Source organism: Mucilaginibacter sp. BGA-UO-ETr-C110 (assembly GCF_059567985.1).
In genome coordinates this window covers 4,940,371-4,957,832 of sequence record NZ_JCAQPB010000002.1, presented here as the reverse complement: position 1 = coordinate 4,957,832, position 17,462 = coordinate 4,940,371, and the positions used below count along the sequence as shown (strand labels likewise).

At 44.3% G+C, this 17,462-nt stretch carries 13 protein-coding genes; 7 read left to right on the top strand and 6 right to left on the bottom strand.

Annotation, left to right across the window (positions count from 1 at the left end):
• The first annotated feature begins 5 nt into the window (after positions 1 to 5).
• The gene (locus tag AC57BQ_RS21285; RefSeq protein ID WP_496408172.1) at positions 6 to 782 is read left to right on the top strand and encodes an SDR family oxidoreductase; all 777 of its coding nucleotides are present in this window, start codon (positions 6 to 8) and stop codon (positions 780 to 782) included.
• 19 nt (positions 783 to 801) lie between these two features.
• Here the strand turns inward: AC57BQ_RS21285 and AC57BQ_RS21280 are convergent, their stop codons facing one another.
• Both AC57BQ_RS21280 and AC57BQ_RS21275 read right to left on the bottom strand, forming a co-directional pair.
• Positions 802 to 1,305, bottom strand: coding sequence for a hypothetical protein (locus AC57BQ_RS21280; protein ID WP_496408171.1), 504 nt, complete (start codon positions 1,303 to 1,305; stop codon positions 802 to 804).
• 18 nt (positions 1,306 to 1,323) lie between these two features.
• Complete coding sequence (locus AC57BQ_RS21275; protein ID WP_496408170.1) at positions 1,324 to 1,527, bottom strand: hypothetical protein; 204 nt, start codon at positions 1,525 to 1,527, stop codon at positions 1,324 to 1,326.
• 73 nt (positions 1,528 to 1,600) lie between these two features.
• Here AC57BQ_RS21275 and ileS point away from each other — a divergent pair, with 73 nt between their 5' ends.
• The 3 genes from ileS to AC57BQ_RS21260 are packed head-to-tail and all read left to right on the top strand — an operon-like array spanning position 1,601 to position 5,983.
• Complete coding sequence (gene ileS / locus AC57BQ_RS21270; protein WP_496408169.1) at positions 1,601 to 4,993, top strand: isoleucine--tRNA ligase; 3,393 nt, start codon at positions 1,601 to 1,603, stop codon at positions 4,991 to 4,993.
• Entirely contained in the window at positions 4,994 to 5,377 is a 384-nt protein-coding gene (locus AC57BQ_RS21265; protein ID WP_090469766.1) for a TraR/DksA family transcriptional regulator, read from the top strand. It abuts the gene before it with no gap.
• On the top strand, positions 5,378 to 5,983 hold the full coding sequence (locus AC57BQ_RS21260; RefSeq protein WP_496408168.1) for a lipoprotein signal peptidase: 606 nt from the start codon (positions 5,378 to 5,380) through the stop codon (positions 5,981 to 5,983).
• 376 nt (positions 5,984 to 6,359) lie between these two features.
• Here the strand turns inward: AC57BQ_RS21260 and AC57BQ_RS21255 are convergent, their stop codons facing one another.
• Complete coding sequence (locus AC57BQ_RS21255) at positions 6,360 to 7,751, bottom strand: Gfo/Idh/MocA family protein (protein WP_496408167.1); 1,392 nt, start codon at positions 7,749 to 7,751, stop codon at positions 6,360 to 6,362.
• Positions 7,752 to 7,937: 186 nt separating this feature from the next.
• Between AC57BQ_RS21255 and AC57BQ_RS21250 the strand changes: the two genes are divergently transcribed.
• A complete protein-coding gene (locus AC57BQ_RS21250; RefSeq protein WP_496408166.1) occupies positions 7,938 to 9,842 on the top strand; it encodes a beta-N-acetylhexosaminidase in 1,905 nt (634 codons plus the stop codon).
• Positions 9,843 to 9,866: 24 nt separating this feature from the next.
• On the top strand, positions 9,867 to 10,310 hold the full coding sequence (locus tag AC57BQ_RS21245) for a DinB family protein (RefSeq protein WP_496408165.1): 444 nt from the start codon (positions 9,867 to 9,869) through the stop codon (positions 10,308 to 10,310).
• A gap of 232 nt (positions 10,311 to 10,542) precedes the next feature.
• On the opposite strand, the gene AC57BQ_RS21240 is transcribed toward AC57BQ_RS21245, so the two are convergent.
• From AC57BQ_RS21240 to amaB, 3 genes are all read right to left on the bottom strand, one after another.
• Positions 10,543 to 12,174: an aminopeptidase P family protein gene (locus AC57BQ_RS21240; RefSeq protein WP_496408164.1), complete on the bottom strand. Its 1,632-nt coding sequence runs from the start codon at positions 12,172 to 12,174 to the stop codon at positions 10,543 to 10,545.
• A gap of 124 nt (positions 12,175 to 12,298) precedes the next feature.
• Positions 12,299 to 13,945 (bottom strand): S8 family serine peptidase, encoded by a 1,647-nt coding sequence (locus tag AC57BQ_RS21235; RefSeq protein ID WP_496408163.1) that lies wholly within the window; start codon positions 13,943 to 13,945, stop codon positions 12,299 to 12,301.
• Between the two features lie 100 nt (positions 13,946 to 14,045).
• On the bottom strand, positions 14,046 to 15,587 hold the full coding sequence (gene amaB / locus AC57BQ_RS21230) for an L-piperidine-6-carboxylate dehydrogenase (RefSeq protein WP_496408162.1): 1,542 nt from the start codon (positions 15,585 to 15,587) through the stop codon (positions 14,046 to 14,048).
• A gap of 239 nt (positions 15,588 to 15,826) precedes the next feature.
• Here amaB and AC57BQ_RS21225 point away from each other — a divergent pair, with 239 nt between their 5' ends.
• The gene (locus tag AC57BQ_RS21225) at positions 15,827 to 17,230 is read left to right on the top strand and encodes a tetratricopeptide repeat protein (RefSeq protein ID WP_496408161.1); all 1,404 of its coding nucleotides are present in this window, start codon (positions 15,827 to 15,829) and stop codon (positions 17,228 to 17,230) included.
• The last annotated feature ends 232 nt before the right edge of the window (positions 17,231 to 17,462 follow it).

Genomic DNA, 17,462 nt, shown 5'->3' with positions numbered 1-17,462 from the left:
TTGAAATGGATCTGAAACTCAACAACAAAGTAGCTATAGTATTAGCAGCCAGCAAAGGATTAGGTAAAGCGGTAGCAATAGCTTTATCTGCCGAGGGTGCAAAAGTGATCATTGGCTCGCGCGATGAGGCGGAATTAAATAAAACCGCTGCTGAAATAAAACAGATCACCGGCAACGAGGTGATCGCTATGCCTGTTGATGTGTCCAAAGCCGACGAGATAGAAGCTTTCGTTAGCAAAGCCGCAAACGCTTTCGGTCGGATAGATATATTGCTGAACAATGCTGGTGGCCCCCCTTTTGATAAATTCGAAAATTTTGATGATGAACAATGGCAAAGAGCTTTTGATCTTAACCTGTTAAGCGTTGCGCGCCTGAGCAGGTTGGTACTGCCGCATATGCAAAAAACAGGCAGCGGGCGCATTATCAATATTGTTAGTGTTTCTGTAAAGGCGGTACTTGGAGGTTCGGTGCTGTCAACCACTATGCGGATGGGCGTGGTAGGGATGGCCAAACTAATGGCCGATGAATTTGGTCCTTATAATATCACCGTAAATAATGTGGCTCCGGGATTGATCCTGACCGACAGGATAAAACATACCTTACCAAAAGACGTAGACCCCGAGCAGGCTATAAAAGACCGGGCGAAAAGCATTCCACTTGGCCGTATTGGCAAACCTGAAGAACTGGCAGCGCTGGTTGCCTTCCTGGCATCAGAACAGGCTGCTTACATAACCGGAACAACCATACAGGTTGACGGAGGGGCGAATCGGAGCATTTATTAATTATGCTTAATAATTTGACTTAGTTTTTCAAATGAAAATTATAAAGGACTGCGGTTGTGATGATATCTGGCCATATTTCATACGATTCTAAGCCTGGCAACGCGGGCATAACTGAGGTTTTAGTCCATTTTTTATATTTCATTAAATTGATTTGAGCATTATATTCCAGTTGTTTTGAAAATGGGTTGGTAATGCTTAATCTCATTTGTTTATGCAGTTTGTGCTCGTTTTCCTGCATAAAAACTATGGTTAGCGTTTTTTCTTTATTGATAATTTCCGGAACTATCTTCAGGTTTACCAGGCTATCATTCGCCAATTCTGCTTCTATAAATAGTTTTTCACCCGGAAAAATTTGTATTGTTTTTTTGTCAATAACAAACATTGTTGCCGCCATTTGAGCTTCGTAAAATGTGCTATCATTAACAAATAGTTTTAAATTAAAGGGAGGTCTGGAGTTAACAGGTGATTGCGCTAAGCAAAGCTTGCCGGTTAACATTAAAAAAAGAAGGAAATAAGTTCTCATAATTTATATCGGGCCAAACTACGCACCTTTTTTTGTCTCTCGTAAATAATCAATAACCAGGGTAATAATACTGATGATGCCGGCTATGGTTAAGCCCAGCGCGGCACCCTGAACCAGGTCTTTCCACTTGGAATGGTATAAGGCCGGGATGGCCATGGCGGCCGAAAACAGGATCACAGCAACCAACAACATCAGCACCGTACGCCTTACTTTATTTTTCATTCGTCCAAATTAAAAAAATCATTTATAATTTCCGTATTTTTGCAACCTCTAAAAATTGAGGTGAACTATATAGATGTATAAGGAATATAAGCAGTTAAACCTATCGCAAACAGGCAAAGAGATACTGGAGTTTTGGAAGCAGAACAACATATTTGGCAAAAGTATCAGCAGTCGTCCGGCAAGTAACCCCTACACGTTTTACGAAGGGCCGCCGAGCGCTAATGGTATGCCCGGTATTCACCATGTGATGGCGCGTTCTATAAAAGATATTTTTTGCCGTTACAAAACGTTAAAAGGTTTCCAGGTAAAGCGTAAAGGCGGCTGGGATACCCATGGCCTGCCCATTGAGCTTGCCGTTGAAAAAGCTTTAGGGATAACCAAGGATGATATTGGTAAAAAGATAAGCGTTAAGGATTATAACGATGCCTGCCGCAAAGAGGTAATGCGTTATACCGACGTTTGGAACGACCTGACCGAAAAAATGGGTTATTGGGTTGATCTTGACGATCCGTATGTTACCTACGAAAACGAATACATTGAAAGCCTTTGGTGGATCCTGAAGGAGTTTTATAAAAATGATCTTTTATACAAAGGTTATACGGTACAACCGTATTCGCCAAAGTCGGGTACCGGCTTAAGCTCGCATGAGCTCAACCAGCCGGGCACTTATAAAATGGTAAAGGACACTTCGATAGTGGCCCAGTTCCATTTAAAGAATGATCAGCAACATCCATTGATCCCTGTTTTGTTTGAGGATGTAAACGAGGACACCGCGATACTGGCCTGGACTACCACCCCATGGACATTGCCATCAAATTGCGCGCTGGCCATTGGCGAAAATATTGACTATGTAAAGCTGCGCACTTTTAACCCTTATACTTATGAGCCGGTTAGTGTAGTATTGGCCAAAGCATTGGTTGGCAAATACTTTAAAGCCGAAGGCGAAAACGCGTCGTTTCAGGATTATAAAGGTGGTGATAAGGTTATCCCCTGGGAAGTAAGGGCTGAATTTAAAGGTGTTGAGCTGATCGGCTTGCGTTATCACCAGCTGATGCCTTATGTGAGCAATGAAGACCTGGAGAAAAACGCATTCCGCGTGATCCCGGCCGACTTTGTGACTACCGAGGATGGTACAGGTATCGTGCATACCGCTTCTGTTTTTGGAGCGGACGATTTCAGGGCCTGTAAAGAACAAAACGTACCATCGGTAATGGTATTGGATGAAACAGGCAAAGAAGTTCCCCTGGTTAATAAACAGGGCCGTTTTGTTGATGAAGTGACCGATTTTGCCGGCCGCTATGTTAAAGAAGAATACTATAGCGATGCAGAGCGGGCCGAGCCTGGTTTTAAGGCAACGGATGTACTGATCTCTATCAAATTAAAAGAAGACAATAAAGCGTTTGACGTTAAAAAATATGAGCACAGCTACCCGCACTCATGGCGTTCAGACGAACCGATATTATATTACCCGCTCGATAGCTGGTTTATCCGTACCACCGCGGTAAAGGATAAAATGGTGGAGCTGAACAAAACCATCAACTGGAAACCGGAATCAACCGGTACAGGTCGTTTTGGTAACTGGCTGGAAAACCTGGTGGATTGGAACCTGTCGCGTTCACGCTACTGGGGTACGCCGTTGCCTATCTGGCGCGAGGAAAATGGATCAGAAGAAAAATGTATCGGCTCGATAGCCGAGCTGAATGCCGAGATCGAAAAGGCGATAGCCGCAGGTTTTATGCCCGAAGGCTTTAAGCTGGAAGATATGCACCGCCCTTATGTGGATGATGTGATATTAACCTCACAAGCCGGCAACAAAATGTTCCGTGAGCCCGATCTGATCGACGTTTGGTTCGACTCAGGCGCTATGCCATACGCGCAATGGCACTTCCCTTTTGAAAATAAAGAAGAATTTGCAGCAGCCTACCCGGCCGATTTTATTGCCGAAGGTGTTGACCAAACCCGTGGCTGGTTTTTTACCCTGCACGCTATAGCCGTAATGCTGAGCGAATGCAGTGATGAAGTAAAAGCAGTGAATGCCAAAGTGGGCAACAAAGGGATCGCGTTTAAGAACGTGGTTTCAAACGGCTTGGTGCTGGATAAAAACGGCAACAAAATGTCAAAACGTTTAGGCAATGCTGTTGATCCGTTTACGACGATTGAACAATATGGAGCCGACGCGGCCCGCTGGTACATGATCAGCAATGCCGCGCCATGGGATAACTTGAAATTTAACGAAGAAGGTATTGACGAGGTGCGCCGTAAGTTTTTTGGTACGCTGTACAACTCTTACTCATTCTTTGTACTGTATGCCAATATCGATCAGTTTAAATACAGTGAGCCCGAGATAGCATTGGCACAACGTCCGGAAATTGACCGTTGGGTGATATCCTTGTTAAATACCCTAAGCCGCGAGGTTGATGGTTTTTATGCCGATTATGAGCCAACCAAAGCCGCCCGTGCCATACAGGAGTTTGTCGACGCGCATTTTAGCAACTGGTATATCCGCTTAAGTCGCCGCCGTTTCTGGAAATCAGATAACTCTGATGATAAGCTGTCGGCTTACCAAACATTGTATACCTGTTTAATTACCATTAGTAAATTAATGGCGCCGATAGCGCCGTTCTTTGCCGATAGTTTATATAAAGACTTGAACAAAGTTACGGGTAAAGAGGAATTTGAATCGGTACACCTGGCTTATTTCCCAACCTACCATGATGAGCTGGTTGATGCCGACCTCGAAGAGCGTATGCAATTGGCGCAGGATGTATCGTCATTGGTATTATCATTACGTAAAAAGATCGAGATCCCTGTTCGCAGGCCGCTCAGCAAAATATTATTACCTATATTGGACAAGGGCTTTAAGCATCATGTGGAACAGGTAAAAGAATTAATATTGTCTGAAACAAACATCAAGGATATTGAGTACATTACCGACACCACAGGCTTCATTAAAAAGAAAATAAAGCCAAACTTTAAGGCGCTTGGTCAAAAAGTAGGCAAGGATATGAAGGCTGTGGCCGAGGCTATAAATAATTTTACACAGGATGACATAACCAGACTGGAAAGCGATGGTGGTGTTAATGTGCTTGATAACAGGTACTTAATACAGGTTGCAGATGTGGAGATCATTGCCGAGGACGTTCCCGGATGGCAAGTTGCAAATTTGGGCAAACTAACTGTGGCTTTAGATGTTACCATAACCAACGAATTGAAAGAGGAGGGTATTGCGAGAGAGTTGATAAACCGTATCCAGAACCTGCGTAAAACAAAAGGTTTTGAAGTTACTGATAAGATAAATGTTCGCATTAGCGATCATCCTTATATCAGCGAAGCGGTAAAAAATAATTTATCCTATATTTGCGCCGAAATTTTAGCTGAGAGCATAGTGCTTGACGCTCAATTAAATGAAGGTGATAAAGTAGAGATTGACGGAAATGAAATTTTTATTGTTATTAGTAAAGTATAAATGAAAGTAGAAAACGAAAAAACCAGATATTCAGAATCAGACCTGCAAGAGTTTAAAGCTCTTATTCTTGATAAACTGCGTTCTGCTAAAGAAGAATTAAACGCCCTGGCAACTTCTTTAAGTTCGCCAAACGCTAACGGAACTGACGATACTGCCGGTACTTATAAAACATTAGAAGATGGCTCGGCCACACTGGAAAAAGAACAAATTAACCAGTTAGCTGCCCGTCAGAAAAAATTTATTGATCAGTTGGAAGCCGCCCTGGTACGCATTGAAAACAAAACTTATGGTATTTGCCGCGAAACCGGTAAACTGATACCAAAGGAGCGTTTGCGCGCCGTGCCGCACACCACCTTAACTATGGAAGCTAAATTAAAGCAATAAATGAAGGCTGCTTACACCAAACCTTTTCTAACTGCTATATTTATTATTCTTTTTGACCAGATCATTAAAACCTGGGTAAGGGCACATATGTTCATGGGTGAAGAGATTCGCTTTTTGGGTAGCCATGGTATGTTGCACTATACCGAAAACAATGGTATGGCATTTGGTATGGAATGGGGAGGTGATGCAGGTAAACTGGCTTTAACGCTGTTCCGCATTTTTGCGGTATGCGGTATTGTTTATTGCCTTATTTATTTAATAAAGCATAAATATCACCGTGGCCTCATCATGAATGTGGCACTTATTTTGGCCGGTGCGGTAGGTAATATTATCGACTCTGCCTTTTATGGTATCATGTATAATTACGCCCCCTTATTTCATGGGCGAGTGGTTGATATGTTTTATTTCCCCTTGTTCAAGGGAACATTCCCTGCCTGGGTACCTGTTTGGGGTAATGAGCCGTTTGAGTTTTTCAGACCGGTATTTAACCTTGCCGATGCCTCTATATGCGTAGGTGTAATCATGATATTGATATTTCAGAAACACTATTTCAAACACGAGGTTCCTGAAGTAAACAGCCCCAACAGCGAAATGGTGGAAGAATAAAGATTTAAATTTTACTAAGAATAGAAAAAGCCGCGTTAAGCGGCTTTTTTGTTTTGCACGAATTCCAAAAGAAAGGGTAGTGCGATTCCCTCCCTTGGGAGGGGCTGGGAGGGGTTTATTGGACTATTCACGCGCAGAAACCCCTCCCTGTCGCCACCAAAATGTCATCCTGAACTTGTTTCAGGATCCCTCAGGACAGGTTAACCATCATGTTGTACACCTTGCTGATGGGATGCCGAAATAAATTCGGCATGACTTACTTATTTTACACGTGTCATTTCGAACGTAGAGAGAAATCTTTTACGATAGATTACTTCGCGCAGAAGATCTCTCCTCGTACCTCGCTCGAGATGACAAATCAAAGAGTTGTATTCTTTCACACCAACTTCATACCCACCGGATCCCATTTAATGATTCGGTTTTCGAAATAACTATCATTACAAGCCAGGCAGGGGGCTGCAGCGCGGAAGCCAAAAGCCGCATCCTCCACCACAGGTCTACCGGTACGCATCGAATCAAAAAAATTAGCGAAATGTTCGTTGGAATCGTTATAGCCTTCGGGCTCGTGGTAAACCACATCATCCATTTTTGGGGCCTGCTGATCGGCGGCGGAATATTTTTTATTGTACTCCTCTACAATAGCTTTTTGCATGGCTTCGGGATAAGTTCCGAAGGCGTCCCAGCCGCCATAACCCGGCGCTACCGGCATTTTGCTTTTATGGATGGTGAAGCCGCCGCCATCGCTCATGTCAATAACCCCTTCAGAGCCGATGATCCTGGTGGAGGCGCGGTCACCTTCACCGCTTACAAAATTTACCCTTAGCGTGGCCTGAAAAGCCGGGTGTTCCGGCGATTCGGGATAAGAGATCACCGCGCTCATTACATCAGGCACATTGCGGCCATCCTTCCAGTAAGTTAAACCTCCTATCGAAAATATTTTGTTAGGCCCTTTGGAGCCGGTTATAAAATGAATGCCCGATAGCAGGTGCACAAACAGATCGCCGGCTACACCAGTGCCGTATTCGCGGTAATTGCGCCACCTGAAGAAACGATTACTATCGTAGGCATGTTTTACCTTGCTGTTGGCCTGGTATTGCTCCCAGCCCACCGTTTGGGGCGATGCATCCAGCGGAATGGTATATTGCCAGGCCCCCAGTGCGCTTTGCCGGCTAAAGGAGGCTTCTACCGCGTTGATCTTGCCAATGGCGCCCGACTGGTAAAGTTCCTGTGCTTTTTTAAATGCAATGCCGCTTACCCGCTGACTGCCCACCTGGAAAACCGCTTTGGTTTCCTGCTGAGCCTTTATCTCATTCAATCCCTCGCTGATGTGGTGCACCATGGGCTTCTCGCTGTAAACAGCCTTGCCTTTGTGCATGGCTTCGATAGATATGGGGCTGTGCCAGTTATCGCTGGTGGCTACAATAACGGCATCAATATCCTTGCGGTTTAAAATATCATGGTAATTGTCGGTCGTAAAAATATTGGGCCCGTAAACTTCCTTAACCCTTTGCAAGCGGCCTTTGTACAGATCGCAGGCGGCAACCAGTTCCACACCCGGTACGGTAAGGGCCGCGTGGGTATCGTTAAAACCCATAATGCCCATGCCTATGGTGGCTATCCTGATCTTATCATTAGGACTTACACGTTTTTCGGCCTGTAAAATTCTTTTTTCATGTTCTTCTTTAGCAGCCAGGCTGGTGAGCGATGCCGAAGTGAGGAGAACCGAGGTGCCAAATTGTTTTAAAAACTTTCTTCTGTCTGTTGCCATAGGTAAATGGTTTAAGGTCTGGTAAATGAATAATTGGTTCAGTACAATCGGGTATGTTCTGCAGGCGCAGCTACGGGATGTATTTATATGCAATTTAAAACAACAAAATTTAGCTTGCAACTTTTTAATTTTATTTAAAAAGTTTAATTTGCATACCGTTTCCCAATTAAAACATATCCCTTCTGTATGAAAAAATTATCCTTATTGCTTTGCTGTTGCCTTGTGCACGCGCTATCGTTTGGCCAGGTTGCCCAAAGCGGCTTATCCATTATCCCCGAACCGGTAAAAACAACACGCCTGGCAGGCCAGTTCTTGCTGCCTAAAAGTGTTATTGTGGAAGCCGGCAGCCAATCCGAGCTGGCTTCGGTAACTGCTTATCTGAAAAAGAAACTGACTACCGCGGCGGGTTCATCCGTGATCGTAAAAAGTGTGGCACCAACGGCTTCTATCAGGCTTGTACTGAATAAAACTGCCGATGCAACTATTGGTACCGAAGGATATACGCTGTCGGTAAAAGCCAAAAAGATTGTGATCAGGGCTAATGATGCGGCGGGTTTGTTTTATGGTGTACAAACGCTGATGCAGCTATTGCCTGCCGATATTGAAAGCGCGCAGCTGGTGAAAAATGTGAAATGGACGGTGCCTTGTGTAGAAATTACCGATTACCCACGCTTTGCCTGGAGGGGATTAATGTTTGATGTGGCGCGTCACTTTTTTACCAAAGCAGAGGTAAAACAATATATAGATGCCATGGTGAAGTACAAACTGAACCTGTTGCACCTGCACTTAACCGATGATGAAGGCTGGCGCGTAGAGATCAAGAGTCTGCCAAAACTAACTTCGGTTGGCGCTTATAACGTTAAAAAAGTAGGGCAGTTTGGTACATTTACTCCGCCTGCTGATAATGAGCCACGCACCTATGGCGGATTTTATACTCAGGATGACATCCGCGAGCTGGTACAATATGCTAAAGATCGATTTGTAAATATATTACCCGAGATAGATGTACCGGGGCATAGCCTCGCTGCCGTAGTAGCTTATCCGGAATTATCCTGCACGCCCGGTGCTGATAAATACGTGGTTAACTCCGGCGAACCGTTCATGGATTGGAGCGGTCCGCATAATAGAGCCATTGTGGATAACACCCTTTGCCCGGCTAATGAAAATGTATACACTTTCCTGGATAAGGTAGTAACCGAGGTGGCGCAGCTGTTCCCGTTTGGATATATACACATGGGCGGTGATGAATGTGCCAAAAATTTCTGGGAGCAAAGCGATGCCATCAAAGCACTGATGGCCAAAGAGGGACTGAAAACACAACAGGAGGTACAAAGCTATTTTGAGAAACGTTTAGAAAAGATAGTAGAATCGAAAGGTAAAAAGTTCATGGGCTGGGACGAGATCATTGAAGGCGGCCTTGGTCCAAATGCGGCGGTAATGAGCTGGAGAGGTATTAAAGGAGGTATTGAAGCCGCAAAACAGGGTCATGAGGTGGTGATGAGCCCAACCACTTTTGCTTACCTGGATTACATGCAAAGCGACCGCGTGAACGAAACAAAGATATACGCCACGCTGCGCCTGAGCAAATCATACGAGTTTGAGCCGGTGCCAGATAGTGTCGACGCGAAACTGATCAAAGGCGGGCAGGCTAATTTATGGACCGAGCAGGTGTATAACATCCGCCAGGCCGAATATATGACCTGGCCAAGGGGTATGGCTATTGCCGAGTCGGTATGGTCGCCGAAAGAAAAGAAAAGCTGGCCCTATTTCTTCGGCAAAGTAGAAAAACAGTTCGACCGTTTTAACGCTGCCGAAACCAAATACGCCCCAAGCGCTTATGACCCTTCATTCAACGCCATACGCAATGCTGATGGCACGCTAAAAATAACCCTGACCAATGAGGTAGATGGTCTGGATACTTATTACAGTTTTGATAATTCGTTCCCGGATAATTTCTACCCCAAATATACCCAACCCATTGATGCACCCAAGGATGCAACAACGCTTAGGGTGATCACCTACAGGGGCAAAAAACCGATTGGTAGAATGGTAACTATGCCGATTTCGGAATTGAATAGCAGGGTTAAGTAATTTCTGACAGATCATATCATTGTTATGTTGAATAGTACACTGGCTAATTTTTATGAGCGTGATATCCGCAGGTTGATTGAAGAGATCAACTTATTCAATGATGAAGAAAACCTGTGGAAGACAGCGGGGACGATAAAGAACTCAAGCGGTAACTTGGTGCTGCACGTTGTTGGAGGCACCAATTACCTGATCGGGACGATGCTTGCGAAAACCGGATATGTTCGTAACCGCGACCAGGAGTTTATCATAAAAGATGTACCCAGGAATGAACTCGTGGCGCAATTGGAAGAGCTTATGCTGATGATCAGTAAAACGCTGAGTACTTTCGACGATGAGCGTATGGAAGCTGAATACCCGATAATGTTTGATGATATGAAAGTTCCAAACAGCTATATATTGATACGCTTGGCTATCCATTTAAATTATCACCTCGGCCAGGTAAATTACCTGCGACGAGTTTTGGAGTAGAATAGCAGGATTAAGTAAAAGGATAAACAAAAAGAGAAAAGGCATCGGTCATACCGATGCCTTTTCTCTTTCTTATACTTGCGTCATTGCGAGGTACGAAGCAATCTCTATGCTGTACAGAGCGACTCTGCCTATCGGGGATTATTAATATTGTGTTTGTTTTCATCAGTATTAATGAGCTCCCTCCGGTCGGTTGTCTTCGTGCCTCGCAATGACGGGTGTTTTTAATAATTTACTTCAACCCCGGGAAACTGGCGTTATCAAAAATGCTTTTCTCGGCGGCCATTTTCTCTACATCCTGCCATTTACGGGGGGCGTCTATAGATAAAAGGGTGGCGCCATTTTTGCCTATCAGCACATCATCCTCAATCCGCACACCAATATTCCACCATTTTTTGTCGCAAGGACTGCCAGCTGGTATATAAATGCCGGGCTCAACGGTAATAACCATATTGGCCATCAGGTTGCCGTTATATGCGCCCTTATCATGCACATCAAGCCCTAAATGGTGCGAACAGCCGTGTGGATAATATTTTTTAACTTCCGATGCATCTTTGATGATACCCAGCTTAATTAAGCCCGCGGCAAGTACTGCGGTCGCCTTTTTCTCCACGCTGGAATAAACTACCCCTTCTTTGCATAGTTTAAAGATCTCTTCCTGCGCGTCATATACCAGTTGATAGATGGCGCGCTGCTCATCGGTAAACTTTCCGTTGGCGGGCACGGTGCGGGTGACATCGGCAGAGTAGCCATGGTATTCGGCACCAACATCCATCAGGGTAAGCTGGTTCTCCAGTTTGGTGGCGTTGTTTTCTTCATAATGTAAAATGCAGGCATTGGCCCCGGCACCCACTATTGGCGGATAACCTTCATCCTCGGCGCCATATTTTTTATGCACATACATAAAAATACCTTCCAGTTCTCTTTCAGATAGGCTTGGTTTTATGGCCCTCATGATCTCGGCATGAGCAATGCTGGAGATCTCTACAGATTTTTTTAACAGCACCAGTTCCTCCGGTGTTTTTATACCGCGCAGGGTATTGGTGAAATCAGCATAACTTGATATACCCCCAAAGCCGGTAATGATCTTTGTTTTTACATCAACCAGGGTTGCAGAATCGGGCTTGTTAATTAGTTCCTGTATGATGGGACTGTTTTTGTAGGCTTCTTTATTTAATTTAGGTTTCAGGTAACCTGTTACAAGACGGTTGAGGTTTGACGGACTGGCATATTTACCAATCAGTGTCAGATCATCCAGTAATTGTTTATCTACATGGGGTACGGAGGCCTTGGTTTTAAATGTGCTGATCAGATTCTTTAACTCACCAGCTGAGCCATCGCCGGTAACATCCTCCGGTGAGCTATCATAAAATACAGCGCTGAATTTTTTAAAATCTATCGGAAAATCCATGAAAGCCTCGCTGTTATAAACACGTTTAAAGCCTAACTTGGCCTTTACGCCTTCAACGCCGAGTCTTTTACCCGTCCACTGTTCGCGAAGCGGATCACGATGGCGTACAAAGAATAATTCATTATAGCTGCTATCGCCATCGGCCTGTATATCCTTAAATATCAGCAGCACCGAATTAGGTTCTTTATATCCCGAGAAATAATAAAGATCGGGATTGGCGTGATAAACGTAATTGACGTCGTTCGAAAAAACCTGATCGGGATATGAAAATATCACGGTTACCGAGTTTGCCGGCATCAAATCCCGTAGGGCCTGTCGCCGCCCGGCATGAAACTCTTTGCTCAGATAATCGGTTGGTAAATTTTCGGTTTTACCTGCGGTTTGCGAAAAAACCTGGAGAGTGCCGAGGCACGCGGTGCCTACGACAAAAAATACTTTTTGAATAAATTTCATAAATGATGTTGTAGGGACAATCGAATATACAAGAGATATAGCAAAAGAAAAAATAAGCACCACAAAAAAAGCCACCGGTATGGGTGGCTTTTAAATTTTAAAGTCTTTATAGGAGATCCGTTTATCAATTAGCCCGTTCGCCTTTTGTTTTGGATGCTATCTGCAGTGCTTTGTAGGCATTTACAATACCACCGGTTTTGCTCAGGGAGGCAAAATCAACTTTAATGGTTTTGCTACCTGGCCTGAACACCATAGTACCGGTTAATGGTGTTGCCGATTGCAGGATGATCTGCTTCAGTTGCTTTGCGCTCAGGGTTGGATAATATTCCAATAATAAAGCAGCTACACCTGCCGTAATAGGCGACGAAAAGCTGGTGCCGTCTTCGGTCATAAACTCGGCATCGGTATCCACCGTAGTTACTTTAACACCGGGGGCAAACACGTCGACATTCTTTTTGCCGTAATTAGAGAAATCACCGGCCAGGTGTTCACCTAATTTAGGACCTGATGCACCAACGTTGATCACGTTATCTGCATCGGCGGTGCCATCCAAAAAGGTATCATTCGGATAATCGGGAGTAACGTCCACATCCTGGTTATCGTTACCTGCCGCCTGTACTAGCAGTACATCTTTTGATGCCGCGTATTTAAAAGCTTCATCAAGCCACTCTTTATGCGGCGATATTTTTTTGCCAAAGCTCATGTTAACAATCCTTGCGCCGTTATCAACCGCGTAGTGTATAGCATTGGCAATATCCTTATCATATTCATCCCCGTTAGGTACCGCTTTAATAGCCATGATCTGTACGTTATCGGCCACACCATTGATCCCATAACCATTGTTGCGGATGGCCCCGATCAAACCGGCTACACCTGTACCGTGTGATGCATCTGTAAATTTAAGCAGGTTGTTGCCATAAGGTTTATGGTCCATGCTATCTACATTATCACCAACGATGCGTTTGCGCGCTTCCAGATCGGGCGACAGGTCATTATTTAATTTGGCCAGATATTCGCTCAGATCTTTGATGATTGCCGCATTGGTTTTATTAGTGCCCTCTTGTGAGAAAATAGAATCCCAAACATACTTGCTTTGGGTAAGGGTATCATTGGCCAGCTTAAGCTTTACCAGGTCGGCTTGTTTAAAAGTACCGTTGGCCGGCAGGCTAAGTCCTCTTTTAATATAACCGCTGGTTACCATCAGCGCGTTCATGATGGGTTGCAGCTGTTCGGTTTCTGTACGCGATTTATTAACGGTGCTGTCGTAAGTGGTTTTAACACGTTTCCAGTAAGCGTATTGTTTTTTATCGACAGCGTTAGTATCGCTGATATTTTCAAATTTACCTTTCAGCTTATTATATTCACGTACCTCTTCAGTGGTTTCATTAAAATCAGCTTTGCCATCCGGGCCGCCTAAAAAATTCCAGCCATGTATATCATCCACATAACCATTATGATCATCGTCGATACCGTTACCCGGGATTTCTTTGGTGTTGGTCCAAAGGATGCTTTTCAGGTCTTTTTGCAAAGTATCAATACCGCTATCGATTGTAGCTATCACTACAGGCTTGCTTTTTTTACCCTGTAAAAAAAGATAAGCGGGTTTAAGGCTGATACCATAAAAACCATTTTCTTTCAGGTCCATCAATTGCCAGCCTTTTGGGGGCTCGGGTTCTGATGGTGGAATTACTTGTGCAAAAGTTGTTTGGCTTAATGTTAATGCAGTTAATAAGGTGGTGCCGGTGATTAATAAATTGCGGTAATTGAACATGTACAAAAATTAGAAAATAAAAAAATCATTAAATAAGTGCGGGAGCGGAGAGTGAGGTGCGTTTTGTGTGTCTCACACTGCGCCCCGATCCCGCACCTAACTATAGGTCGAATTTGATCCCTTGTGCTAAAGGCAACGTTTTTGAGTAATTAATAGTATTTGTTTGGCGCCTCATGTAAACTTTCCAGGCATCAGAACCAGATTCGCGACCGCCGCCGGTTTCCTTTTCGCCACCAAACGCGCCGCCTATCTCTGCACCCGATGTGCCGATGTTTACATTAGCTATGCCACAATCAGAACCAGCATAGGATAAAAATTGTTCTGCCTCACGCAAATTATTAGTCATAATAGCCGATGATAAACCCTGCGGAACACCGTTCTGCAAATCAATAGCTTCCTCAAGCGTGCTGTATTTGATCAAATAAAGTATCGGCGCAAAAGTTTCGTGCTGCACTATTTTAAAGTGATTCTCTACTTCGGCAATGCAGGGTTTTACGTAACAGCCTGATAAATAGTTATCCCCCTCAAGCTTGCCGCCCTCTACTACGAATTTTCCGCCTTCGGCTTTACATTTTTCGATAGAGTCCAGGTATAGCTTCACAGCGTCGTGATCAATCAGCGGGCCCATGTGGTTATGTTCATCCAAAGGGTTGCCAATACGGATCTGTTTGTAGGCATTTACCAGTTTTTGTTTAAAGGCATCGTAAACACTTTCGTGGATGATGAGCCTGCGTGTACTGGTACAACGCTGACCGGCGGTACCTACCGCGCCAAATACCGCACCAATGAGCGACATATCCAGATCGGCATTTTCGCTGATGATAATAGCGTTGTTACCACCCAACTCCAGCAGACTTGTACCTAAACGGGCACCTACTGCCGCGCTAACCGCCTTACCCATGCGGGTTGATCCGGTAGCCGATATCAATGGTACACGGGTATCGGCAGCCATCAGCTCGCCAATGTTACGGTCGCCGATGATGAGGTTGGATACCCCCTCTTCAATATTATTCTTTTTAAATACCTCCTGGGCAATGTGCTGACAGGCAATGGCAGTCAATGGTGTTTTTTCTGATGGTTTCCAGATGCAAACGTCGCCGCAAACCCAGGCCAGCAGGGAATTCCAGCTCCAAACGGCTACCGGGAAATTAAATGCCGAAATAATACCTACAATGCCCAGCGGATGATATTGCTCATACATACGGTGATTGGCTCTTTCGGAGTGCATGGTTAATCCGTAAAGCTGACGGCTCAAACCAACAGCAAAGTCGGCTATGTCAATCATCTCCTGAACCTCACCCAGGCCCTCCTGCAGGCTTTTACCCATTTCGTACGATACCAGGCTGCCCAGGTCGTGTTTGTGGGTACGTAAAGCTTCGCCAATCTGGCGCACGATCTCGCCGCGTTTTGGTGCAGGGGTGTTGCGCCAGGTTTTAAAAGCCTTGGCGGCTTGCTCAACTACCTGGTTATAATCGTTTTCTGAAGCAAATTTTACGGAAGCTATTTTTTTGCCGTCAACCGGCGATATAATATCTTTTACGGTAGCCCCGGTGCTACTGCCCCAGTGGTTTCCTGTACTAAAAGCATCATTAATATCGTTTATATGTAAACGTTTTAGAATGTCTGAAATATCGAGGTTCATAATTGTTACTTTTGTCAAAGGTAAAAATCTTAAGGCAATTTTTAGTTTACGCACTTTTGGCTCGTGAATTGATTGTCATTAATTATCAATACTTTGCAAGCAGATCATGTTAAAAATGTGTGAATGTTGAAAACTAAATTGTTTATTGGAGGCTTACTTGTTGTATTTTGAACTCAATAAGTCTTTACAAGACAATAACAATTGTTAACCTAAAGCGGATGTTCTGCAAACAAAATTGAATGGAAGAAGAATTTGAATTTGGTTTTACCGAAGATCCAAAGTTTTCGGTAGAACGGTACGAGGAGATGATCCGTAATCACGACCAGTACTTTTTTGATGCCCAGGCGTTTGAGAACATTATCGACTACTACATCGAGAAAAATGATCCGGCCAAGGCTCTGCAAGTAGCAGAATACGCGCGTAACCAACACCCTTTTGCAGCGGTTTTTTTAATTAAACAGGCACAATTACTGGTAGTTACCAACAAAGTAACCGAAGCATTCGCGGCTTTGGACAAAGCTGCCATGCTGGAGGCTTCTGATGCTGATATTTATATTATCCGGGGCAACCTGTACGAAAGTATGGAACGCTATGGCGAAGCCCTGGAAAATTATGAAAAAGCATTGGGCCTGGCTGAAGAAACCGACGAGATCCTGCTGCATATTGCCTATGTGTACCAAAACATGGGCGACTATGACACGGCCATAACCTATCTTAAGCTTTGCCTTAAGCAGAATATGGAAAACCAGGATGCCCTTTACGAACTGGCTTTTTGCTATGACGTAATGGACAACCAGCAGGAAAGCGTACAGTTTTATCAGCAGTATATTGATAACGAGCCTTACAGTTATGCCGCATGGTATAATTTGGGCAACGCTTACACCAAACTGAGCCTGTTTGAAAAAGCTATCGACGCTTATGACTACGCCATCCTGATCAAAGACAGCTTTGCATCGGCCTACTTTAACAAGGGTAATGCCCTGGTTAACCTGGAAAAATATGCCGAAGCTATTGAAGTATACCGCCACACCTTTGAGTACGAGCAGCCTAATGCCGATACTTATTGCGCTATTGGTGAGTGTTACGAAAAGCTGGAGCAAATGGATGATGCCCGCGCCTTTTATAAAAAATCGGTTAAAATGGATCCTAAGCTGGCCGATGCCTGGTTTGGTATAGGTGTTACGCTTGATTTTGAGGAACGCTATTTTGAAGCCCTGCATTTTTATAAAAAAGCGCTCGACCTGGATATCGCCAATGCCGATTACTGGTTTGCCATAGCCGATGCCGAGTATAAGCTGGGCCACATGACCGAAGCAGAGCAGGCTTATGAAAAAGTGGTAGAGCTAAATCCCCTGGATATTGATGCCTGGCTGGACTACTCATCTATATTGTATGAGCAGGACAGGCTACCCGGAGCTATCGAGATCATATCGGAAGCTATCAAAAATAACCCCGAAGCGGCCGAGCTTTATTACCGGATGGTAGCTTATTTATTTGCCAAAGGCGAATACAATGAGGCGCTTAACCATTTGGAAATGGCCCTCACCAGCGACCCGGACAAACATTATATACTTTTTGATTACCTGCCGCAATTGCAAAAAAACAAAGTGATTGTGGATATTATTAATAAGTATACGAAATAGCAGATGTGCAGATTTTAAATGTGCAGATGTGCAAATGATAAAAAAATGGCGGTTGATTTCAGTATCAATCGCCATTTTATTATAGAGAATATGTCATTGCGAGTGCAGCGTGGCAATCCCCTCGCGTTCTAATGGGTAGGAATAGCTACGAGATTGCTTTGTCGTACCTCCTCGCAATGACATGAGGGTGAAAGCCTTTTGCCCGTAATTAATATTGCACCTTAAATCGCCA

Bases quoted from the DNA above. Each gene is read 5' to 3' on its own strand.
- AC57BQ_RS21255 (WP_496408167.1), bottom strand. From the start codon at position 7,751: ATGGCAACAGACAGAAGAAAGTTTTTAAAACAATTTGGCACCTCGGTT.
- AC57BQ_RS21240 (WP_496408164.1), bottom strand. From the start codon at position 12,174: ATGAAATTTATTCAAAAAGTATTTTTTGTCGTAGGCACCGCGTGCCTC.
- amaB (WP_496408162.1), bottom strand. From the start codon at position 15,587: ATGAACCTCGATATTTCAGACATTCTAAAACGTTTACATATAAACGAT.
- AC57BQ_RS21280 (WP_496408171.1), bottom strand. From the start codon at position 1,305: ATGAGAACTTATTTCCTTCTTTTTTTAATGTTAACCGGCAAGCTTTGC.
- AC57BQ_RS21225 (WP_496408161.1), top strand. From the start codon at position 15,827: ATGGAAGAAGAATTTGAATTTGGTTTTACCGAAGATCCAAAGTTTTCG.
- AC57BQ_RS21235 (WP_496408163.1), bottom strand. From the start codon at position 13,945: ATGTTCAATTACCGCAATTTATTAATCACCGGCACCACCTTATTAACT.
- AC57BQ_RS21275 (WP_496408170.1), bottom strand. From the start codon at position 1,527: ATGAAAAATAAAGTAAGGCGTACGGTGCTGATGTTGTTGGTTGCTGTG.
- AC57BQ_RS21250 (WP_496408166.1), top strand. From the start codon at position 7,938: ATGAAAAAATTATCCTTATTGCTTTGCTGTTGCCTTGTGCACGCGCTA.
- AC57BQ_RS21285 (WP_496408172.1), top strand. From the start codon at position 6: ATGGATCTGAAACTCAACAACAAAGTAGCTATAGTATTAGCAGCCAGC.
- ileS (WP_496408169.1), top strand. From the start codon at position 1,601: ATGTATAAGGAATATAAGCAGTTAAACCTATCGCAAACAGGCAAAGAG.
- AC57BQ_RS21265 (WP_090469766.1), top strand. From the start codon at position 4,994: ATGAAAGTAGAAAACGAAAAAACCAGATATTCAGAATCAGACCTGCAA.
- AC57BQ_RS21245 (WP_496408165.1), top strand. From the start codon at position 9,867: ATGTTGAATAGTACACTGGCTAATTTTTATGAGCGTGATATCCGCAGG.
- AC57BQ_RS21260 (WP_496408168.1), top strand. From the start codon at position 5,378: ATGAAGGCTGCTTACACCAAACCTTTTCTAACTGCTATATTTATTATT.